Annotated in this window: 18 protein-coding genes; 16 read left to right on the top strand and 2 right to left on the bottom strand. The window is 42.7% G+C overall.

All coding sequences use genetic code 11. The features are described 5' to 3' along the window. Nucleotides 1–5 precede the first annotated feature (5 nt). Nucleotides 6–1439: an ammonia-forming nitrite reductase cytochrome c552 subunit gene (nrfA, locus tag EL244_RS12855; RefSeq protein ID WP_006815073.1), complete on the bottom strand. Its 1434-nt coding sequence runs from the start codon at nucleotides 1437–1439 to the stop codon at nucleotides 6–8. A gap of 755 nt (nucleotides 1440–2194) precedes the next feature. On the opposite strand from nrfA, the gene napF reads away from it, so the two are divergent. From napF to EL244_RS12780, 15 genes are all read left to right on the top strand, one after another. Further along, nucleotides 2195–2686: a ferredoxin-type protein NapF gene (gene napF / locus EL244_RS12850; RefSeq protein ID WP_006815072.1), complete on the top strand. Its 492-nt coding sequence runs from the start codon at nucleotides 2195–2197 to the stop codon at nucleotides 2684–2686. Further along, entirely contained in the window at nucleotides 2676–2939 is a 264-nt protein-coding gene (napD, locus tag EL244_RS12845; protein ID WP_039855161.1) for a chaperone NapD, read from the top strand. The genes napF and napD overlap by 11 nt, the downstream gene beginning before the upstream one ends. After that, nucleotides 2936–5422 carry a nitrate reductase catalytic subunit NapA gene (napA, locus tag EL244_RS12840; RefSeq protein ID WP_006815070.1) on the top strand — a complete coding sequence of 829 codons (2487 nt, stop codon included), beginning with the start codon at nucleotides 2936–2938 and terminating at the stop codon, nucleotides 5420–5422. Before napD ends, napA begins: the two co-directional genes overlap by 4 nt. 6 nt (nucleotides 5423–5428) lie before the next feature. Continuing rightward, nucleotides 5429–6124, top strand: coding sequence for a ferredoxin-type protein NapG (gene napG, locus EL244_RS12835; protein WP_126461358.1), 696 nt, complete (start codon nucleotides 5429–5431; stop codon nucleotides 6122–6124). Then, a complete protein-coding gene (gene napH, locus EL244_RS12830; RefSeq protein WP_006815068.1) occupies nucleotides 6111–6974 on the top strand; it encodes a quinol dehydrogenase ferredoxin subunit NapH in 864 nt (287 codons plus the stop codon). Before napG ends, napH begins: the two co-directional genes overlap by 14 nt. After that, complete coding sequence (gene napB, locus EL244_RS12825) at nucleotides 6971–7420, top strand: nitrate reductase cytochrome c-type subunit (RefSeq protein ID WP_006815067.1); 450 nt, start codon at nucleotides 6971–6973, stop codon at nucleotides 7418–7420. The genes napH and napB overlap by 4 nt, the downstream gene beginning before the upstream one ends. Before the next feature lie 9 nt (nucleotides 7421–7429). Continuing rightward, nucleotides 7430–8032 (top strand): cytochrome c-type protein NapC, encoded by a 603-nt coding sequence (napC, locus tag EL244_RS12820; RefSeq protein WP_006815066.1) that lies wholly within the window; start codon nucleotides 7430–7432, stop codon nucleotides 8030–8032. A gap of 140 nt (nucleotides 8033–8172) precedes the next feature. Beyond that, nucleotides 8173–8910, top strand: a complete 738-nt coding sequence (locus tag EL244_RS12815; RefSeq protein ID WP_126461355.1) for a heme ABC transporter permease — start codon at nucleotides 8173–8175, stop codon at nucleotides 8908–8910. After that, nucleotides 8910–9122, top strand: coding sequence for a heme exporter protein CcmD (gene ccmD / locus EL244_RS12810; RefSeq protein ID WP_006815064.1), 213 nt, complete (start codon nucleotides 8910–8912; stop codon nucleotides 9120–9122). The genes EL244_RS12815 and ccmD overlap by 1 nt, the downstream gene beginning before the upstream one ends. Continuing rightward, a complete protein-coding gene (gene ccmE, locus EL244_RS12805) occupies nucleotides 9119–9598 on the top strand; it encodes a cytochrome c maturation protein CcmE (RefSeq protein WP_006815063.1) in 480 nt (159 codons plus the stop codon). The genes ccmD and ccmE overlap by 4 nt, the downstream gene beginning before the upstream one ends. Beyond that, on the top strand, nucleotides 9595–11526 hold the full coding sequence (locus EL244_RS12800) for a heme lyase CcmF/NrfE family subunit (RefSeq protein ID WP_006815062.1): 1932 nt from the start codon (nucleotides 9595–9597) through the stop codon (nucleotides 11524–11526). The genes ccmE and EL244_RS12800 overlap by 4 nt, the downstream gene beginning before the upstream one ends. Then, nucleotides 11523–12080 carry a thiol:disulfide interchange protein DsbE gene (gene dsbE, locus EL244_RS12795; RefSeq protein WP_006815061.1) on the top strand — a complete coding sequence of 186 codons (558 nt, stop codon included), beginning with the start codon at nucleotides 11523–11525 and terminating at the stop codon, nucleotides 12078–12080. The genes EL244_RS12800 and dsbE overlap by 4 nt, the downstream gene beginning before the upstream one ends. After that, a complete protein-coding gene (locus tag EL244_RS12790; protein WP_126461352.1) occupies nucleotides 12077–13150 on the top strand; it encodes a cytochrome c-type biogenesis protein CcmH in 1074 nt (357 codons plus the stop codon). Before dsbE ends, EL244_RS12790 begins: the two co-directional genes overlap by 4 nt. A 218-nt stretch (nucleotides 13151–13368) precedes the next feature. Beyond that, nucleotides 13369–13803 (top strand): DUF2946 domain-containing protein, encoded by a 435-nt coding sequence (locus EL244_RS12785; RefSeq protein ID WP_126461349.1) that lies wholly within the window; start codon nucleotides 13369–13371, stop codon nucleotides 13801–13803. A gap of 175 nt (nucleotides 13804–13978) precedes the next feature. Beyond that, nucleotides 13979–16018 carry a TonB-dependent copper receptor gene (locus EL244_RS12780; RefSeq protein WP_126461347.1) on the top strand — a complete coding sequence of 680 codons (2040 nt, stop codon included), beginning with the start codon at nucleotides 13979–13981 and terminating at the stop codon, nucleotides 16016–16018. Between the two features lie 50 nt (nucleotides 16019–16068). On the opposite strand, the gene EL244_RS12775 is transcribed toward EL244_RS12780, so the two are convergent. Continuing rightward, on the bottom strand, nucleotides 16069–16956 hold the full coding sequence (locus EL244_RS12775) for a helix-turn-helix domain-containing protein (protein ID WP_006815056.1): 888 nt from the start codon (nucleotides 16954–16956) through the stop codon (nucleotides 16069–16071). A gap of 969 nt (nucleotides 16957–17925) precedes the next feature. Here EL244_RS12775 and EL244_RS12770 point away from each other — a divergent pair. Next, complete coding sequence (locus EL244_RS12770; RefSeq protein WP_126461344.1) at nucleotides 17926–18180, top strand: helix-turn-helix domain-containing protein; 255 nt, start codon at nucleotides 17926–17928, stop codon at nucleotides 18178–18180. Nucleotides 18181–18428: the final 248 nt, after the last annotated feature.

The raw sequence follows: 18428 nt of genomic DNA, 5'->3' as shown, positions 1-18428 counted from the left end.
GTCGGTTATTTGGCTAACAGGTCGTTTTTACGTGCCTGTGCATCCCACTGTGGAACCACGGTTTTCAAAAACTCTTGTTTTTCGGCATTGATTTTTTGCATATCTAGGCCGATAGCTTGTTGAGCTTTTTCTTTCGTGGAGATATCTGGAATTGCAATTTCATGGGTAATTCCTTTAGAACCCAGTAAGCGCGCTAGTTTAGTACGGGCATCAGCGGCTTTATCCATCGCACCACCTAACATTCGTAAGCCTTCATCAGGAGCATGCATATGGATACCGTGCGAAGCGATAGCGAGATCCCAACGCCATTGAGCGTGACGGATATCGGTTAAAATATCTTTCATCTCAGCATCAGTAGCTCCTGCATCCCAAGCAGCTTTGGCTTCAAAGTGAGCGCGCACTAACTGATCTTCCACTTTAAGCTTCATCTCTTGGATAGCTTTTTTACGTTCAGCAACGACCCCTTGTAGTTGTTCTTTACTTTGGGTATGGCAGCTACTGCAAGTTTGCTCAAAGTTATCGAATGGATTACCAATTTTATGGCTGGTGTATAGCTCGCCTTTTTCGTTTTGTAACTTAGGCATGTGGCAGTCAATACAAGTGACATTATTTTTACCGTGGATCCCTGCACTCCAAGTTTCATATTCTGGATGCTGGGCTTTTATCATTGGTGCTTTTGATAGGGTGTTAGTCCAATCAGAAAAGGCAATATTGTCGTAGTACACTTCCATATCTTCGACTTTCGTACCGTTATCCCAAGGGAATTTTACGGATTTATTTTCACCAGAAAAATAGTATTCAACGTGGCATTGACCGCAAACCATCGATTGTTGGTCAAATCGACTGGCTTTATCGAAAGGTTTTCCAATGGTTTCCATAGCGCGTTCAGCGTAAGGACGTGACAGGGTTAATTCGGGTTTGCCTTTCGCAAACTCCGGAGAGTCTGTTTTATGGCAGTCAGCACAACCTAATACGTTAACAACTTCTGGACCACCTTTTGCCCATTTACCTTTAAAGTAGCCATCTTCGCCATGTTCCTGAATGAGTCTTGCGACATCAGGGCTTTTACAGCTCCAACATGCCATAGGAAGAGGTCCATCTTCAGCAGTCTTTGGTGCGCCTGTTCGTAATGTTTCTCGTACGTCAATAATCGCGTAAGCGTGACCTCGAGGTTTACTGTAGTCGCGGGAGAATGGATACCCTGCCCATAACACGACTAGGCGAGGATCTTCAGCAAGTGCATCTTCCCGTTGCGATTGTTCAGAAGTCGCTCTCCATGAATGATATTGATCTGGATGAGAAGCCTCGAAGGTTTCATTTCGAGCGTTAATTGTTGATGTAGTATCCTTAGTCGGAGTTTGTGCCTGAACAGAAGTAAATAGAAATATTCCTGCAAGCAAACTAAGTAAGTACAGTGCATTATTTCTTATCTTTGCCATAAGGGCCTCGAGTGAAGTAAGCCAGCCATCCCATTAGCTGTATTTATTTTTATATTTGATAACAATCGCACTATTGCTATCAGACAATAGCCAACTTATATAATTAACAAAAAACCACACTAAAAATATTGTTTTTGATCAATAGTTAATTTGAGTTTATTTTTTCGTGTCAAAAATTAATTAAAAATAAGTAAGATTAGTTATTTAAAAAATTATCTATTTTTGATTGTTAATTTTTATATTAAATAACTAGATAAGAATGGTTATTATTTTCTTTAACGGTTTTTTATGTCGTAATGGATTGATATTACATTGTATTTAATCTTAATTACTTAGTGATGTAATTTTCATTGGTTAATTTTTGATTCAAAACATGCGTAATATCAAAAAAAGTAAATATAAATTTTCACAAAAATGCTCTTCATATACTACTTTAGTAGTATTAAATCAGAGAAATTAAAAATAGTAATCTTAAAATTCAAGGTTAAATGCAAAAAACATATTTGCTAAATGTTAATGAATGATTATCAAACGACCTTAATTTGTTGTTTAAGAATATTTTTAGAATTTATTCATCAATAAAGTGGGGGACATCCCTTTTTTCCTAATAATAATGCCATCAAATTCATTACCTACTTGGTAGTATGTATTTTTGATAATTAGCTATTTAATATTCACGCTGAATATACATATAAAAATTACGGTTTATTAGTCTCTTTAGCAGTTTTTGGTTGGGCAATGTAAAGGAAATAAACATGGTTGATATCACCCGTCGAGGAGTATTGACTGGCGCTTGGCGTAGTGCAGCCCCAGTAATTCGACCGCCATGGAGTGGTAGTGAGGCACGTTTTATTGAACTGTGTACTCGTTGTAACCAGTGTATCAAAAGTTGTGAAACGTCTATTTTACAACCGGGCCCTGGTGGCTATCCCATGGTTGATTTTCAGCGTGGTGAATGCACATTCTGTTATGCCTGTGCAGACGCTTGTCCTGAGCCTATTTTCCTTCCTCAAAATACCCAGCCTTGGAACATTACGGTTTCTATCGGGCAAAATTGTCTTGCCTATAAATACATAGAGTGTCGGCGTTGTGAAGACAGTTGCGAGCCGCAAGTGATCTCTTTCCCACCGTCGCTGTCAGGTATTTATCAGCCAAAAATCGAAATGCAGGGCTGTACAGGTTGTGGCGCCTGTGTAGCAGGATGCCCCGTATCAGCCATTACCGTGGAGCATGAAGATGCACAATAATTGGCAAGTTTGCAGCTTGATTGTTCAAGTAAAAAGTGAACGAATCCCCGCTGTAACTAAAGAATTAAATCAATTTCCTAACTGCGAAGTCGCTATTTCCTCTCCAGAAAATGGCAAATTAATTGTGGTCGTGGAAGGGGAAGATAGCAAAACGTTATTAGATACCATTGATTTAGCACGTAATATCGATGGTGTATTGGATGTTTCACTGGTTTATCACCAGCAGGATGAGCAATGTGAGGAAAAAGTATGAAACTCAGTCGTCGTAGCTTTATGAAAGCCAATGCGATAGCGGCCGCTGCTGCGGCGGCAGGCATTGGTGTACCAAGTATTGCGAAAGCAGTGGTTGGTCAACAAGAAAGTATCAAATGGGATAAAGCACCTTGCCGTTTCTGTGGAACCGGTTGTGGCGTTTTAGTGGGAACACAAAATGGACGCATCGTAGCGAGCCAAGGTGACCCTGAAGCGCCAGTAAACCGTGGTCTCAACTGTATTAAAGGGTATTTTCTGCCAAAAATCATGTATGGAAAAGACCGTTTAACTCAGCCGCTGCTGCGTATGAAAGATGGCGAATATGATAAAAATGGTGAATTTACCCCAATTACTTGGGATAAAGCCTTTGATATCATGGAAGAAAAAGTAAAAACCACCCTAAAAGAGAAAGGTCCTGAAGGTATCGGGATGTTTGGCTCAGGTCAATGGACTGTATGGGAAGGTTATGCGGCTTCTAAGTTATTCAAAGGGGGCTTCCGCTCGAATAACCTCGATCCGAACGCTCGCCATTGTATGGCTTCCGCAGTGGTTGGTTTTATGCGTACTTTTGGTATGGATGAACCGATGGGTTGTTATGATGATATTGAACACGCAGACGCTTTTGTGCTGTGGGGTTCAAACATGGCAGAAATGCACCCAATCTTATGGTCGCGTATTACTAACCGCCGTTTATCTAACCCTGATGTGCGGGTTGCTGTTCTTTCTACTTATAAGCATCGTAGTTTTGAATTAGCAGATAACGGTATTGTCTTTACGCCACAATCAGACTTAGTGATCCTTAACTATATTGCAAACTACATTATTCAAAATAATGCGGTGAATCAGGAATTCCTTGATAAGCACGTTAATTTACGTCGCGGTGCAACGGATATTGGTTATGGCTTACGCCCAACTCATCCTTTAGAACAGAAAGCTAAAAACCCAGGTTCTGATGCGTCTGAACCGATGACGTGGGATGAATATAAAGCGTTTGTCGCAGAATATACTCTCGACAAAACCGCCGAAATGACTGGCGTACCAAAAGATCAATTAGAAGATTTAGCGAAGTTATATGCTGACCCGAATGTGAAAGTAGTTTCTTACTGGACAATGGGCTTTAACCAGCATACACGTGGGGTTTGGGCAAATAACCTAGCGTATAACTTGCATCTTCTGACCGGAAAAATCTCTCAGCCGGGTTGTGGTCCATTCTCATTGACGGGTCAGCCATCTGCGTGTGGTACTGCCCGTGAAGTGGGAACTTTCTCACACCGTTTACCGGCAGACATGGTAGTGACTAACGAAAAACACCGTGAAAAAGTCGAAAATGTGTGGAAACTGCCTGCTGGAACTATTCCTGAAAAAGTCGGCTTACATGCTGTTGCCCAAGACCGTGCATTGAAAGATGGCAAACTCAATTTCTATTGGGTGATGTGTAACAACAATATGCAAGCAGGCCCGAACATTAATGAAGAACGGATGCCTGGCTGGCGTGACCCTCGTAACTTTATTGTGGTCTCTGATCCCTATCCAACGGTCAGTGCATTAGCTGCCGACTTGATTTTACCAACCGCAATGTGGGTAGAAAAAGAGGGGGCTTATGGTAACGCAGAACGCCGCACTCAATTCTGGCGTCAACAAGTACCGGCACCGGGTGAAGCAAAATCTGACTTAATGCAGATGGTGTTATTCTCTCGCCGTTTTAAAGCGGAAGAGGTTTGGCCTGAAGAGTTATTAGCGAAAAAACCAGAATATCGAGGCAAAACCTTGTACGACATTCTGTTTGCTAATGAATCTGTAACTAAATTCCCAATTACTGAATTGGCTCCAGACCAACTGAATGATGAATCTCGCGAACTGGGCTTCTATCTGCAAAAAGGTTTGTTTGAAGAGTACGCAAGTTTTGGTCGTGGACATGGTCACGATCTAGCTGATTTCGATGCTTATCATAAAGCTCGCGGTATTCGCTGGCCAGTGGTGGATGGTAAAGAGACTCAGTGGCGTTACAGCGAAGGTAATGACCCATATGTGAAAGCGGGGCAAGGTTATCAGTTCTACGGTAAGCCAGACGGAAAAGCGGTTATTTTTGCATTACCGTTTGAGCCTGCGGCTGAAGTACCTGATGACGAATATGACTTATGGTTATCCACTGGGCGTGTTCTTGAGCATTGGCATACCGGTAGTATGACTCGCCGTGTGCCTGAACTACACCGTGCATTCCCTGAGTCTGTTGTTTTCATGAATCCACTGGATGCAAAAGCGAAAGATTTGCGTCGTGGTGACAAAGTGAAAGTGCTTTCTCGTCGTGGTGAAGTGCTGTCCACCGTCGAAACACGTGGACGAAATAGACCACCGAAAGGTTTGATTTATATGGCATTCTTCGATGCTTCTCAGCTAGTGAATAACCTCACGCTAGATGCAACGGATCCGCTATCTAAAGAAACGGATTACAAAAAATGTGCCGTTAAACTGGAAAAGGTGTAATTGCGTATGTCCCAGAAACCGAGTTCCCAGAATAGTCGCCGCCGTTTTTTGCGTGATGTTGCTCGCGCAGCGGGTGGATTGGCGGCTGTTGGTGTGGTACTGGGGCTACAGCAACAAACTTCCCGAGCGAGCGGAGTGCATCTTCGCCCGCCGGGAGCCTTAGATGAGCGTGCATTTGCTAATGCTTGTGTCCGCTGTGGCCAATGTGTACAGGCTTGTCCGTATGACATGCTGAAGTTGGCGACCTTAGCATCAGGTATGGCAGCCGGTACTCCGTATTTTATCGCCCGTGAAAACCCTTGCGAAATGTGTGAAGACATTCCTTGTGCCAAAGTGTGCCCAAGTGGTGCTCTGGATAAAGAAATTGCTTCTATCAATGATGCACGAATGGGATTGGCAGTGTTACTCGATCATGAAAATTGCCTAAATTTTCAAGGGCTAAGATGTGATGTATGTTACCGCGTTTGCCCATTGATTGATGAAGCGATCACATTGGAACTTGAGCAAAACCATCGAACCGGTAAACACGCGCGTTTCTTACCCACGGTGAACAGCGAATACTGCACAGGCTGCGGTAAATGCGAACAGGCCTGTGTGTTAGAAGAATCGGCAATCAAAGTCTTGCCAAGATCGTTAGCGAAAGGTGAGTTAGGGCATCATTACCGCTTTGGTTGGCTGGAGGGAAACAATGGCAAATCGTAAACACGATGCCGGACGTGAGGCTCTGGCAAAAAAAGGGTGGTGGAGAAGCCATAAATGGTTGGTATTAAGGCGCACCAGTCAGTTGCTTGTGCTCGCTATGTTTCTAAGTGGTCCATGGTTTGGTGTGTGGATCTTACATGGAAACTACAGCAGCAGCTTATTGCTTGATACTGTGCCATTAACTGATCCACTGATTACGTTAGAAAGCTTAGCAAGTGGTTACTTACCGGGAATCTCTGCGTTAATCGGTGCTGGGATTGTCTTCGGGGTATATGCCCTGTTAGGAAAACGTATTTTCTGTAGTTGGGTATGCCCAGTGAATCCGATCACGGATGCGGCAGCTTGGTTACGTCGAAAATTCGAATTTAATCAATCTGCGACGATCCCGCGTTATATCCGTTACGTTTTGCTGGTCATTATTTTAGTCGGTTCAGCGATTAGCGGTACATTATTGTGGGAGTGGATTAACCCAGTCTCACTGATGGGGCGTAGCCTAATTTTTGGTTTTGGTAGCGGCGCTTTAGTTTTAATTGCACTTTTTTTATTTGATTTACTGGTTGTGGAACATGGTTGGTGCGGTCATCTTTGCCCGCTCGGCGCACTGTATGGTGTGGCGGGATGTAAAGGCGCACTGGTAGTGACAGCACATAAAAAAGAGCAGTGTAACCGCTGTATGGACTGTTTCCACGTTTGTCCGGAACCGCAAGTTTTGCGGACGCCGGTTCTTGATAAACAAGCCCCTGCACAGATCCTCGCAAAAGATTGCACCACTTGCGGTCGTTGCGTCGATGTCTGTGCTGAGGACGTTTTTAAAATAACACTAAAATGGAGTTCGGGAGCTAAATCATGAAAAACCCTGTCCTGAAAAAAACGTTAAGCCGTTGGATAGCGGGTATGGCCGTTGTTGTGAGCAGTTTTGCTTGGGCGGCTAATGGTGTCGATCTGACCCAATCACCCGAAGTGTCTGGCACTCCAGAGGGCGGCATTCATATTCCTAAAGAACAGGAAAAAATGGCGCTGAATTATGTTAACCAACCACCAATGATCCCTCATAGCGTGGAAGGCTATCAAATTACTACCAATACCAACCGCTGTTTACAGTGCCACGGTGTTGAAAACTACCGAACTACTGGCGCACCAAGAATCAGTCCAACTCACTTTATGGATGCGACAGGTAAAGTCTTAGGTGAAGTGTCGCCAAATCGTTATTTCTGTTTACAGTGTCACGTACCACAATCTGATACTGCACCGATTGTGGATAATACATTCACCCCATCCAAAGGCTTTGGGAAATAAGGGGCAGATATGACGAATAAAAGTGATAAGCCGGGCATCATTCGCCGCGTCTGGCAGTGGTGGCGACGTCCTAGTCATCTAGCTCTAGGAACCTTGCTATTGATTGGTTTCGTGGGTGGTGTGATTTTCTGGGGTGGATTTAATACCGGAATGGAAAAAGCCAATACGGAAGAATTCTGTATTAGCTGCCATGAGATGCGTGAAAATGTCTATGAAGAGTATATGGATACTATCCACTATACTAACCGTAGCGGTGTGAGAGCGACTTGCCCGGATTGCCACGTCCCTCATGAGTTTGTGCCGAAGATGGTGAGAAAAATCAAAGCGAGTAAAGAGCTTTATGGAAAGATTTTTGGGGTCATTGATACACCGCAAAAATTCGAAGCTCATCGACTTGAAATGGCTCAAAACGAGTGGCGGCGTATGAAGGATAATAATTCTCAAGAATGTCGTAATTGCCATAACTTTGAGTACATGGATTTCACCGCGCAAAAAAGTGTAGCAGCCAAAATGCATGACCAAGCACTCAAAGACGGTAAAACCTGTATTGATTGTCATAAAGGTATCGCACATAAGCTACCTGATATGCGAGAAGTTGAACCGGGCTTTTAATTGAGTAGGCTAGTTGGCTTGAAAGGGGCAGCTAGCCTAAGTTATATTTGTGTTAAATCAATAAAGTTACGCTAGTTTTGTGTATTGTAGGTAGCATAAGCAAACCGCGTTATAGCGGGATAAATCGGGGCTATTAAACTATGTGGAAAAAGCTTCACCAACTTGCCATTCCAATGAACCTGTATCGATTATGCGGGCAATTAGCGCCGTGGTTTATTGTGTTAAGTGTGGTCTTTCTTGCGGTAGGTTGGATCTGGGGTTTTGGTTTTGCGCCCACGGATAAAACACAAAGTGATAGTTACCGGATCATATACATTCACGTCCCTGCCGCTATGTGGTCGATGGGGATTTATGCCACGATGGCAATTACCGCTTTTGTTGGCTTAGTCTGGCAAATGAAGGTATCCGAAGTTGCTATAGCAGCAATGGCACCTGTTGGCGCAGTGTTTACGTTTATTGCGTTAGTCACTGGCGCAACATGGGGTAAACCGATGTGGGGTGCTTGGTGGGTATGGGATGCACGATTAACCTCTGAATTAATTCTCTTTTTCCTGTATGTTGGGGTCATTGCCTTATGGCATGCTTTTGATGACCGCCGGACCGCAGGGAAAGCCGCCGCCATTTTAGTGCTTATTGGTGTGATTAACTTACCGATCATTCACTATTCTGTTGAATGGTGGCAAACCTTGCATCAACCATCAACCCGTATGCAAGAAAGCATTAATCCGGCGATGCGTACGCCATTGCGTTTAGCGATTTTGGGATATCTCTTTTTGTTTATCTCGTTAACACTCATTCGTTTGCGTAATCAACTTTTATTGCTAGAGCGTAATCGTCCATGGGTTCTAGATATCGTGAATAAGAGAGGAAAAAAATAATGAATAGCGCCTTTGCCTCTTGGTCCGATTTTTTTGCCATGGGGGGATACGGATTTTATGTCTGGCTTGCAGTGGTTTTGACCATTTTGCCTATTTTAGGCTTGTGTTTTCATACCTTTATCCAACGAAAAATGATTATCAACTCAATCATTCAGCAGCAAACGCGGGAAGCGAGACAAAAAGCTGCAAGAGTGCGTAGGGAGTCTCTATGAATATTCGTCGTCGTAATCGATTGTGGCTTATTTCATCGATAGTTCTTGGTGTAGGGCTAACCTTCTCTTTGGTGCTGTACGCCTTAAGTTCGAACATTGACCTATTTTATACTCCTGGCGAAATTATTTACGGTAAACGGGAAACTCAAAAAGTCCCTGAAGTTGGTCAGCGGTTGCGTGTCGGTGGCATGGTGATGCCGGGTTCTGTTGTCCGTGATCCCGATTCATTGAAAGTGACGTTTACCGTTTATGATGCTGAAGCTGAGATTGATGTGACCTATAGCGGCACGCTGCCAGACTTATTTAAAGAAGGGCAAGGGGTTGTGGTTCAAGGGGAGCTAGAACCGAATAATCATGTATTAGCCAAAGAAGTGTTAGCCAAACATGATGAAAATTATACACCTCCAGAAGTCGAACACGCGATGCAAGAGAATCATAAACGACCAGAGGCAGTGTATAAGGATAATGCATCATGATCCCAGAGATTGGTAATATCCTGCTGTGTTTAGCACTTGGGATCGCCGTATTACTCTCTTTTTATCCGTTATGGGGTGTTGCCCGTAATGATGCTCGCTTGATGGGATCGTCCCGAGTGCTTGCATGGCTACTGTTTCTTTGTGTCACCGGGGCCTTTTTAGTTCTCATCAATGCCTTTGTGGTGAATGATTTCTCTGTCACTTATGTGGCGAATAACTCAAATACTCAACTCCCTATCTGGTACCGTGTTGCAGCAACATGGGGTGCTCATGAAGGCTCATTACTGTTATGGGTTTTATTGATGAGCGGCTGGACATTTGCGGTTGCCCTCTGTAGCCATCGTATGCCATTAGATATTGTGGCGCGCGTATTAGCGATTATGGGAATGGTGAGTGTTGGGTTTTTACTGTTTATTATTTTCACCTCAAATCCATTTTCGCGGACGTTACCGTCATTCCCGATTGAAGGGCGAGACTTAAACCCTCTGCTGCAAGATCCCGGACTAATTTTCCATCCACCCTTATTGTATATGGGATATGTGGGCTTCTCTGTAGCATTCGCGTTTGCTATCGCTGCATTGTTAAGTGGACGATTAGATAGCTCCTTTACTCGTTTTGCTCGTCCTTGGACATTAGCCGCTTGGTTCTTTTTAACCCTCGGGATCATGCTAGGTTCCGCATGGGCGTATTATGAATTAGGTTGGGGAGGCTGGTGGTTCTGGGATCCGGTCGAAAATGCTTCCTTTATGCCATGGTTGGTGGGGACGGCACTGATCCACTCATTATCCGTGACTGAGCAGCGTGCTACGTTCAAAGCGTGGTCGCTGTTATTGTCTATTTTTGCTTTCTCATTGTGTTTATTAGGAACGTTCTTGGTGCGTTCCGGTGTCTTGGTTTCTGTGCATGCCTTTGCTTCTGACCCAGCTCGTGGGCTATTTATCTTAGCCTTTATGATACTGGTGATTGGCGGCTCACTGTTGGTCTTTGCTGTCCGTGGGCATAAGGTTCGTTCCAAAGTTAACAATGCACTCTGGTCGCGTGAATCTCTACTATTGGGGAATAACGTGATCCTTACCGCCGCGATGCTGGTGGTGCTGCTAGGCACATTATTACCCTTGATTCACAAACAAATTGGTTTGGGAACCATTTCGATTGGCGAGCCATTTTTCAATACCATGTTTATCGCTTTGATGGTGCCATTTGCCCTGCTCTTAGGAATTGGACCGCTGGTTCGCTGGGGAAGAGATCGCCCGGCTGCGATTAAAAAGCTGTTAATCATGGCGCTCGTGCTGACATTGATCCTCTCTTTTGTGCTGCCTTGGTTAATGCAAGATCGCGTAGAAGCGTTGACGGTGCTGGGATTGATGATGGCGTGCTGGATTGTCATTTTGGCTTTTGCTGAAATGAAAGTTCGCATTAGCAAAAAAATAAAACTCACACCAAGCTACTGGGGAATGGTTTGTGCTCACCTTGGTTTGGCGGTGACTATTGTCGGGATTGCTTTTAGCCAGAATTACAGTATTGAGCGAGATGTCAAAATGAAGGCCGATGATAGTGTGACTATCCGCGCTTATACTTTTGTGTTTAATGGGGTGCATGAAGCCGATGGTCCAAATTACCAAGGGGTAATTGGAACACTGACCGTGAAAGAGAATGACAAGGTTATTGCAACATTACACCCAGAAAAACGATTTTACAGTACCAGCCGTGCGGTGATGACTGAAGCCGCAATCGATGGTGGTTTTGCCCGAGACCTGTATGCCGCATTAGGTGAGGAAATATCACCCAATGTTTGGACGTTACGCTTATATTACAAACCGTTTGTTCGCTGGATTTGGTCAGGTGGTGTGTTGATGTCGATTGGTGCGCTCTTTTGTTTGTTTGATCCGCGCTATCGTCGTCGTAAATCACAGGGGGAAACCGTATGAATCGCAAAATCTTTTTAATTCCTTTGGCTATTTTTGCGGTCATTGCAGCTGTCCTGCTGTGGCAGTTAGTCCGTAATGCCGAAGGGGATGATCCTCGTTTATTAGAGTCGGCATTGATTGGTAAACCGGTACCCGTTTTCCGTTTGGAATCCTTAGAAAATCCGGGGCAAGAATATGACTCCAAGGTGCTTATTCAAGGTCAGCCTATACTGTTAAATGTTTGGGCAACGTGGTGCCCAACCTGCCGTGCAGAACATCAATATTTGAACCAATTAGCCGCTCAAGGTATCCGTGTCGTCGGCCTTAATTATAAAGATGATCGCCAAAAAGCGATTGTTTGGCTGCGTGAACTGGGAAATCCCTATGCGTTGAGCCTATTTGATGGGCAAGGGATGCTTGGATTAGATCTTGGGGTGTATGGCGCGCCTGAAACGTTTTTAATCGATGGGCAAGGGATTATTCGTTATCGCCATGCCGGTGCTGTTGATGAACGTGTTTGGCAAAATGAACTTAAGCCTCTGTGGGATAAATACAGCAAGGAGAGTACGCAATGAGATATGTAATTGCCTTGCTGATGTGGGGATTGAGTGCGGGGATGAGTTTTGCAGCGACGGAGGTATTTACCTTCGACAATGAGCAGCAAGAGCAGCAATTCCGTAAATTAACAGAGGAGTTACGTTGCCCAAAATGCCAAAACAACAGTATCGCGGATTCTAACTCGATGATCGCCTTAGACTTGCGCCAGAAAGTGTATGAATTGATGCAGGAAGGGAAAAATCGGGATGAAATTGTCGATTATATGGTGGCGCGTTACGGTTATTTCGTCACGTATAACCCGCCATTAACTCCGCTGACTGTAGCCTTATGGGGAATGCCATTTATCGCTATCGCCATTGGCGGCTGGATTATTTTTGCACGCTCGAAAAAACGCGTAAGAGTGAGTAAAAATAGTCAGCAAGATGATACTGAAACGTTGCCGGAAGCGACACGATCAAGTTTTTGGGTGTATGTTCCCGGGATCGTTATTGCGCTGGGTATTACGGGTGCAGCCTATTACCAAGTCGGTAACTATAAAAAAGTAGCTGACTGGAATGTGGCTTATCAGCAAGCCCCTGAATTATTGGATAGAGCATTAAATGCCAATGAACTTCCTCTGAATAATGAAGAGATGGAGAACTTGGCGTTAGGGCTGAGAACACGCTTACAGGAAGATCCGCAGAATATTGATGGATGGGTGATGTTAGGGCGCATCGGTATGGTTCTCGGTAATGCGACAATGGCAACCGATGCCTATGGCCGAGCGTATCGCTTATCTCCAGAGGATGACGCTGTCGCATTGGGGTATGCTGAGGTATTAACGCGTTCATCAGATCCCAGTGACAATCAAGAAGGCAGTGAGTTACTGAAAAAATTGATTGCTAAAAACCGGACGAATGTTAAAGCACTGAGTTTATTTGCTTTCAATGCTTTTGAACAAGAACGTTATCCTGAAGCCATTTCGGCATGGCAGATGATGTTAAAATTGCTTCCTGAGAATGACCAGCGCCGAGCTATAATCGAGCGCAGTGTCGAGCAAGCTTTAATGATGCTGCATGAGAAAAAAGGTGTCGCGGCAGAGAAATAATATTTCTACGTTAACGATGATTGTTGACCATAACGGGAGCTTAGGCTCCCGTTATCCGTTGTAGCTAACCTCTTATGGTTAAGCGCAATCAGCATAAATATGATTCACTAGGTTTAAGTGCATAACAGTTAACGTTTTTGGCAAAAAACAATAACAACAAACATCCAATTAAGATACAATCCGCCCCTATCTATTCGTCGTGAAATCACGGGAAAACGTTGCACTTACGCCCCTTAATCAGACAATCTGCTGCTTATCTTGCATTGCTGGCTGTTGCGATGCTGTTTATCGCGCCATTGATTTCTAAATCAATGGAACAGATGAACAGCTGTGCAGAGAGCCATGGCGCAATGGCAGAGCATTCGATGTCTCAGCATCATGATATGTCATTGTCTGAGCATTGTGAGCAAGGCGGTGCCATGAACCATATGCTGATGGTCAGTGTTGGGCAATCCCCAATGGAAGATATCGCGTGTGGCTATTGCCAATTGTTGGTTAATTTCCCATTCCTGATTTTATTTGTTGCCGCAATTATTCGACAACTGGCGACACTAACCCTGTTTATTCCTTATGAACGCTGTATCCAATTGTGGGTATTTCGTCCTTGGTCGCTGCGTTTAGCGCGAGCGCCTCCGATTTCCTGTTTTATCTAATCGATTATTAAACAAAATAATATTCTGCTTTTGCTCTCAATGCGCAAAACAATTCCACTTATCTTGAATATCCGTTTTATGTTCAGGAGGCGCTGTTATAGGCATCTTTATGTGGATTGTAAACCAGGCTTCATTGAGAAGGCAGCGACAATAAATAGATAAAAACAGGTTAAAAATGAACTCAAATACCTTTAATTCTGCGCCTATCGCAGCGCTTGTTATCACTGCAATCACCTCTATTTCAGCGGTGGCAGACAATGAAAAAAACCAAACGCCAATCACTAATAACTCAGTCATGATTGTGACTGCGCCAGTGGATTCTCCACTCACAATTTCAACGTCACCGAAAACACCAAGGCAGCCAGTGCCTGCCAGTGACGGCTCTGATTATTTAAAAACTATTCCTGGTTTTTCTCAAATTCGCAATGGAGGAACAAATGGCGATCCTGTGTTTCGCGGTATGTTTGGTTCACGCCTGCGGATCATGACTAATGATAGCGAAATGCTAGGTGCATGTCCCTCGCGTATGGATGCGCCGACTTCTTATATATCACCTGAAAACTTTGATTTGCTTACCATGGTTAAAGGCCCTCAGACTGTTTTATGGGGGCCGGGAAACTCAGCAGGAACGGTACGTTTTGAGCGCGAGAAACCGATTTTTACCGAAGCCGGAATTCAAGGAAATGCCAGTGCGTTAACAGCGTCAAATCAACGTTGGGATGCTAATGCAGATGTCAGTGCTGGGAATGAAAAAGGCTACATTCGTATTATTGGAAATAAATCACGTTCTAACGACTATAAAGATGGTAACGGGGATAAAGTGCCATCGAAATGGGATAAATGGAATGCGGATGTGGCAGTAGGCTGGACTCCGGATGAATATACATTAGTGGAATTAAGTGCAGGTAAAGGGGATGGAGAGGCTCGTTATGCTGGTCGTGGCATGGATGGCTCTCAATTTAAACGCGAAAGCTTAGGTTTGCGCTTTGAAAAGAGCAATATTGGTGAGGTATTCGACAAACTAGAAGGCAATGTGTATTACAACTATGCCGACCATATCATGGATAACTATTCATTACGTAGCCCAACCAGCAACATGGGATCCGGTGGGCATATGAGTGGCGGCCATGGAAGCCATGGCATGATGAATATGCCAATGAAAATGCGAGTTGACCGTGAAACAACTGGTGGGCGAGTGATGGGTACTTGGCTATGGAATGATTATGAATTGCGCTCCGGTGCGGATATGCAAACCAATAAACATCGCAAAAATAGTAATAATATCTGGAAAAAAGATGCGGAATTTCAGGATTATGGCGTGTTCAGTGAGTTAACGTGGGCAGCGAATGACCAAGGAAAAGTGATTGGTGGCGGGCGTGTGGATCGGGTTATTGTAGATAACTATACTGGTGTGGGATCTTCTGGGCGCAATACGGTGATGCCAGCCGGTTTTGTACGTTATGAGCATGCATTACCTAAGATGCCCGTTATGTTATATGCGGGGGTAGGGTATACCGAGCGATTCCCTGATTATTGGGAACTTTTTTCACCTAAAATGGGGCCGGATGGCAGTAAAAACGTCTTTGATAATTTGAAAACAGAGAAAACCACCCAACTAGATATTGGCGCAAAATACAGTGATGAGAAAACCAATGCTTGGGTATCTGCATACATTGGACGTGTCGATGACTTTATTCTATTCCGCTACAGTGCCACCAACGCCAAAATGAGCCAAGTGGAGAATGTGAATGCCATGATTATGGGGGGGGAGATGGGGGTAGGTTACCAACTTAGTGATGCATGGAAAGCGGATGCTAGCCTCGCATATTCATGGGGAAAAAATAGGACTGATGGTCAAGCGTTACCACAGATGCCTCCGTTGGAAAGCCGTTTAGGTTTGACATGGGAAAAAGGAGACTGGACGGCAACAGGACTGGTTCGTATGGTTAGCCGTCAAGATCGTGTGGCAATTAATGAAGGTAACGTTGTCGGTAAAGATTTCAGTGAAAGTGCTGGATTCACCATTTTTTCACTTAATACCGCGTATCGCATTAATGAAAGCATTAAATTAAGTGCAGGTGTTGATAACGTGTTTGATAAAACCTATAGCGAGCACTTAAACTTAGCTGGAAATAGTGGATTTGGATATTCATCAAATAGCCCTGTTAACGAACCGGGAAGAAATTTCTGGGCTAAGTTAAACCTAACATTCTAAGTCGCTATTATCGCAACCTAACAACCAGTTTTCTGACTGGTTGTTAGCGACTATCCTGTAAGTACCGGAATATAATAATTGAGTTCTTGAATATACTCATGAGGATAATTGACGAATTCCTCATAAGACGGGGTTGATTTCAAAACATAGTGTTCAATATCACAGCCAGTGCTGCGAACAATATCCATTTCTGCTAAAACTTTGCCGTATGCGGTATAAATAATATCGTTGTAGTCAGTACCTTGTAAATTTCCGAGAAATTTAATTTCTAGATAATTACCCGCCGGAACTTTTAGTGATTTAGAAAAGGGGGGAACAGTCGCCATGTCTTGTTCATTGAATGCGGTTGAATAGAGAAAACGACCTTCTTCCTCGGAGGCGGTATCTACACCATGGATGGCGTAAAGATTCTGGGCGACCAATTTATTTTTATCTAAAAAGGTTCTCCAATACTGTTTTCTGAGCTCTTCTGTCTTTAAATTCCACTCATTAATTCCTTGGGTATAGCGGTGGGTCATTCCCAGTAAATTAATTTCAGGTAATTCGACGAGTTGAACTTGAGCTTGTAGTTCTTTGCTTTCACGTAATGGTAAGCAGAAACCTTCAATATGCCAACCTGTACGTTTTCTATACTCTGATGGTGTGACGCCAAATTGCTTTTTAAATGCACGGCAAAAAGTTTGTTGCGAATCAAATCGGTAGCGTAGGGAGATATCCATAATACTATCGTTAGTTAAACGTAGTGCTACGGCAGAACAAGACAAGCGTCGAGCTCGAATGTAAGAGCCTAGAGCTAAACCTGTTTGGTTTTTAAAAAGGCGTTGGAAGTGCCATTTAGTATACCCAGATTTATCTGCGACAGTATCGAGAGAGAGTCGCGACTCTAAATTTTGTTCGATCCAGAGAATAATTTCTCTGATAACACTTTCTTGTAGCATGGTTACGTTTCCAGTCACTTTCGCATTAGACGAAAATTAAGACCCCAAATCTGAGTATTAAAATAAGATACATAGGAACTAATCCTAGTTGATCATAGGATAACATGTCTACGGGCAATTTTTTTTAAAGCAATGTGAAGTTAAGTAAGTTTCATTCGTATTTTTGCGTTCAAATATATTGAGCCCTAGCCTTTTCAACTGCGGTTTTGAGTAAGAATAGGCTGAATTTTCGATTGAAATAAAAGCACTTTTTGTGCATTAAGTTGTTGTGCAAACAAAAGAATATTCATACAGATAGAATAGAAAACTTTACCTATCGAATGAAATTTAGACAAACATTCAGTGAGTTACTCGAGGGGATCTAATTTGCTGTAATTCAATTATCAATCATGAATATTCAAATTTGTCATTATAAATTGTTACCATTGAAATGTTTTTTATAAATGATAAAAAACGATTCTGATAGTGATAGAGGGGGGAGTCAGTTATTATTAATATACCTAGAATTGTTTAAGTGAATATGTCATTAATTGATAATTTAGAATATAAGAATAAATTTAAGTATATGAACGTAATCTATCATTTATTGTAAAATTTTCAGATAATCCTTGATCAATGTTTTCGTGATTTTGTAATATAGAAAGCGGAGAATAGATCGTCAATAAATGATAGTTCTTAGTAGTATTCCTTCATATGATATGAAGGGGATTAAGATATACACCTTTGATATGTTGTTTATCATTGTGATTAATATCACGTTTTTATTTTTATATTACATGGAATTTTGATTGAAAAAGTGAATTGAATCAATCAACTGAATTTTTCGTTGAAAATTATCTTTATATGAGTACCACTAAAAATGTGATGTATATCATGTTTTTTTAACTTAAATCAATTAATTGATCTAAGCGCGGTGATAATTTAGCCGCCTCATAATTGATATTCAGCTAAAGAGTAAAAGGAGTATTTATGAATAAAAATGAAATTGCTAAAAAGCTAGGGGTTAAGATCCGACTGCAAAGGGAGAGTCATAAAATGAGTCTTCAGCAAGCGGCTAAATTAATTGGAGTTTCAGTGGATGAGATGAATCGCTTTGAAAGTGGCGAGAGCTGTATCGATGTGGATTCCTTGTTTCAATTTGCCTATTTGTTTAATCTAGAACCTGCCTCATTTTTGTATGGTGTAGTGAATGTTAATAGTGGAGCTCGTAGCACATTACACTAAAAGTATTATAAGATAATGATTCCACCTAGATGATATAATCTTTAAAATCAATGTATTAATAAGTAAATAATGAAACTGTTTCGAATGAAATCATCTGTATAAATGAAATGCGATAAATAAAAATACTTAACTGCAAAGGTAATCTAATTAAGTAATTATAGATTCACTTCTCCGTGGATAATGCCTTTTTAGATGAAAATGTATTTTTATGTTATATGAGGTACTAATTTAGTGTGTATTTAAAACGC

The organism is Providencia rustigianii (assembly GCF_900637755.1).
Lineage (GTDB): Bacteria > Pseudomonadota > Gammaproteobacteria > Enterobacterales > Enterobacteriaceae > Providencia > Providencia rustigianii.
This window is presented reverse-complemented; position numbering and strand designations above follow the sequence as displayed.

Coding starts and splice junctions, on each gene's coding strand:
- napD (WP_039855161.1), top strand. CDS start 2,676: ATGCACAATAATTGGCAAGTTTGCAGCTTGATTGTTCAAGTAAAAAGT.
- ccmD (WP_006815064.1), top strand. CDS start 8,910: ATGAATAGCGCCTTTGCCTCTTGGTCCGATTTTTTTGCCATGGGGGGA.
- napA (WP_006815070.1), top strand. CDS start 2,936: ATGAAACTCAGTCGTCGTAGCTTTATGAAAGCCAATGCGATAGCGGCC.
- napB (WP_006815067.1), top strand. CDS start 6,971: ATGAAAAACCCTGTCCTGAAAAAAACGTTAAGCCGTTGGATAGCGGGT.
- dsbE (WP_006815061.1), top strand. CDS start 11,523: ATGAATCGCAAAATCTTTTTAATTCCTTTGGCTATTTTTGCGGTCATT.
- EL244_RS12815 (WP_126461355.1), top strand. CDS start 8,173: ATGTGGAAAAAGCTTCACCAACTTGCCATTCCAATGAACCTGTATCGA.
- napF (WP_006815072.1), top strand. CDS start 2,195: ATGGTTGATATCACCCGTCGAGGAGTATTGACTGGCGCTTGGCGTAGT.
- ccmE (WP_006815063.1), top strand. CDS start 9,119: ATGAATATTCGTCGTCGTAATCGATTGTGGCTTATTTCATCGATAGTT.
- nrfA (WP_006815073.1), bottom strand. CDS start 1,439: ATGGCAAAGATAAGAAATAATGCACTGTACTTACTTAGTTTGCTTGCA.
- napH (WP_006815068.1), top strand. CDS start 6,111: ATGGCAAATCGTAAACACGATGCCGGACGTGAGGCTCTGGCAAAAAAA.
- EL244_RS12775 (WP_006815056.1), bottom strand. CDS start 16,956: ATGCTACAAGAAAGTGTTATCAGAGAAATTATTCTCTGGATCGAACAA.
- EL244_RS12790 (WP_126461352.1), top strand. CDS start 12,077: ATGAGATATGTAATTGCCTTGCTGATGTGGGGATTGAGTGCGGGGATG.
- EL244_RS12770 (WP_126461344.1), top strand. CDS start 17,926: ATGAATAAAAATGAAATTGCTAAAAAGCTAGGGGTTAAGATCCGACTG.
- EL244_RS12800 (WP_006815062.1), top strand. CDS start 9,595: ATGATCCCAGAGATTGGTAATATCCTGCTGTGTTTAGCACTTGGGATC.
- napG (WP_126461358.1), top strand. CDS start 5,429: ATGTCCCAGAAACCGAGTTCCCAGAATAGTCGCCGCCGTTTTTTGCGT.
- EL244_RS12780 (WP_126461347.1), top strand. CDS start 13,979: ATGAACTCAAATACCTTTAATTCTGCGCCTATCGCAGCGCTTGTTATC.
- napC (WP_006815066.1), top strand. CDS start 7,430: ATGACGAATAAAAGTGATAAGCCGGGCATCATTCGCCGCGTCTGGCAG.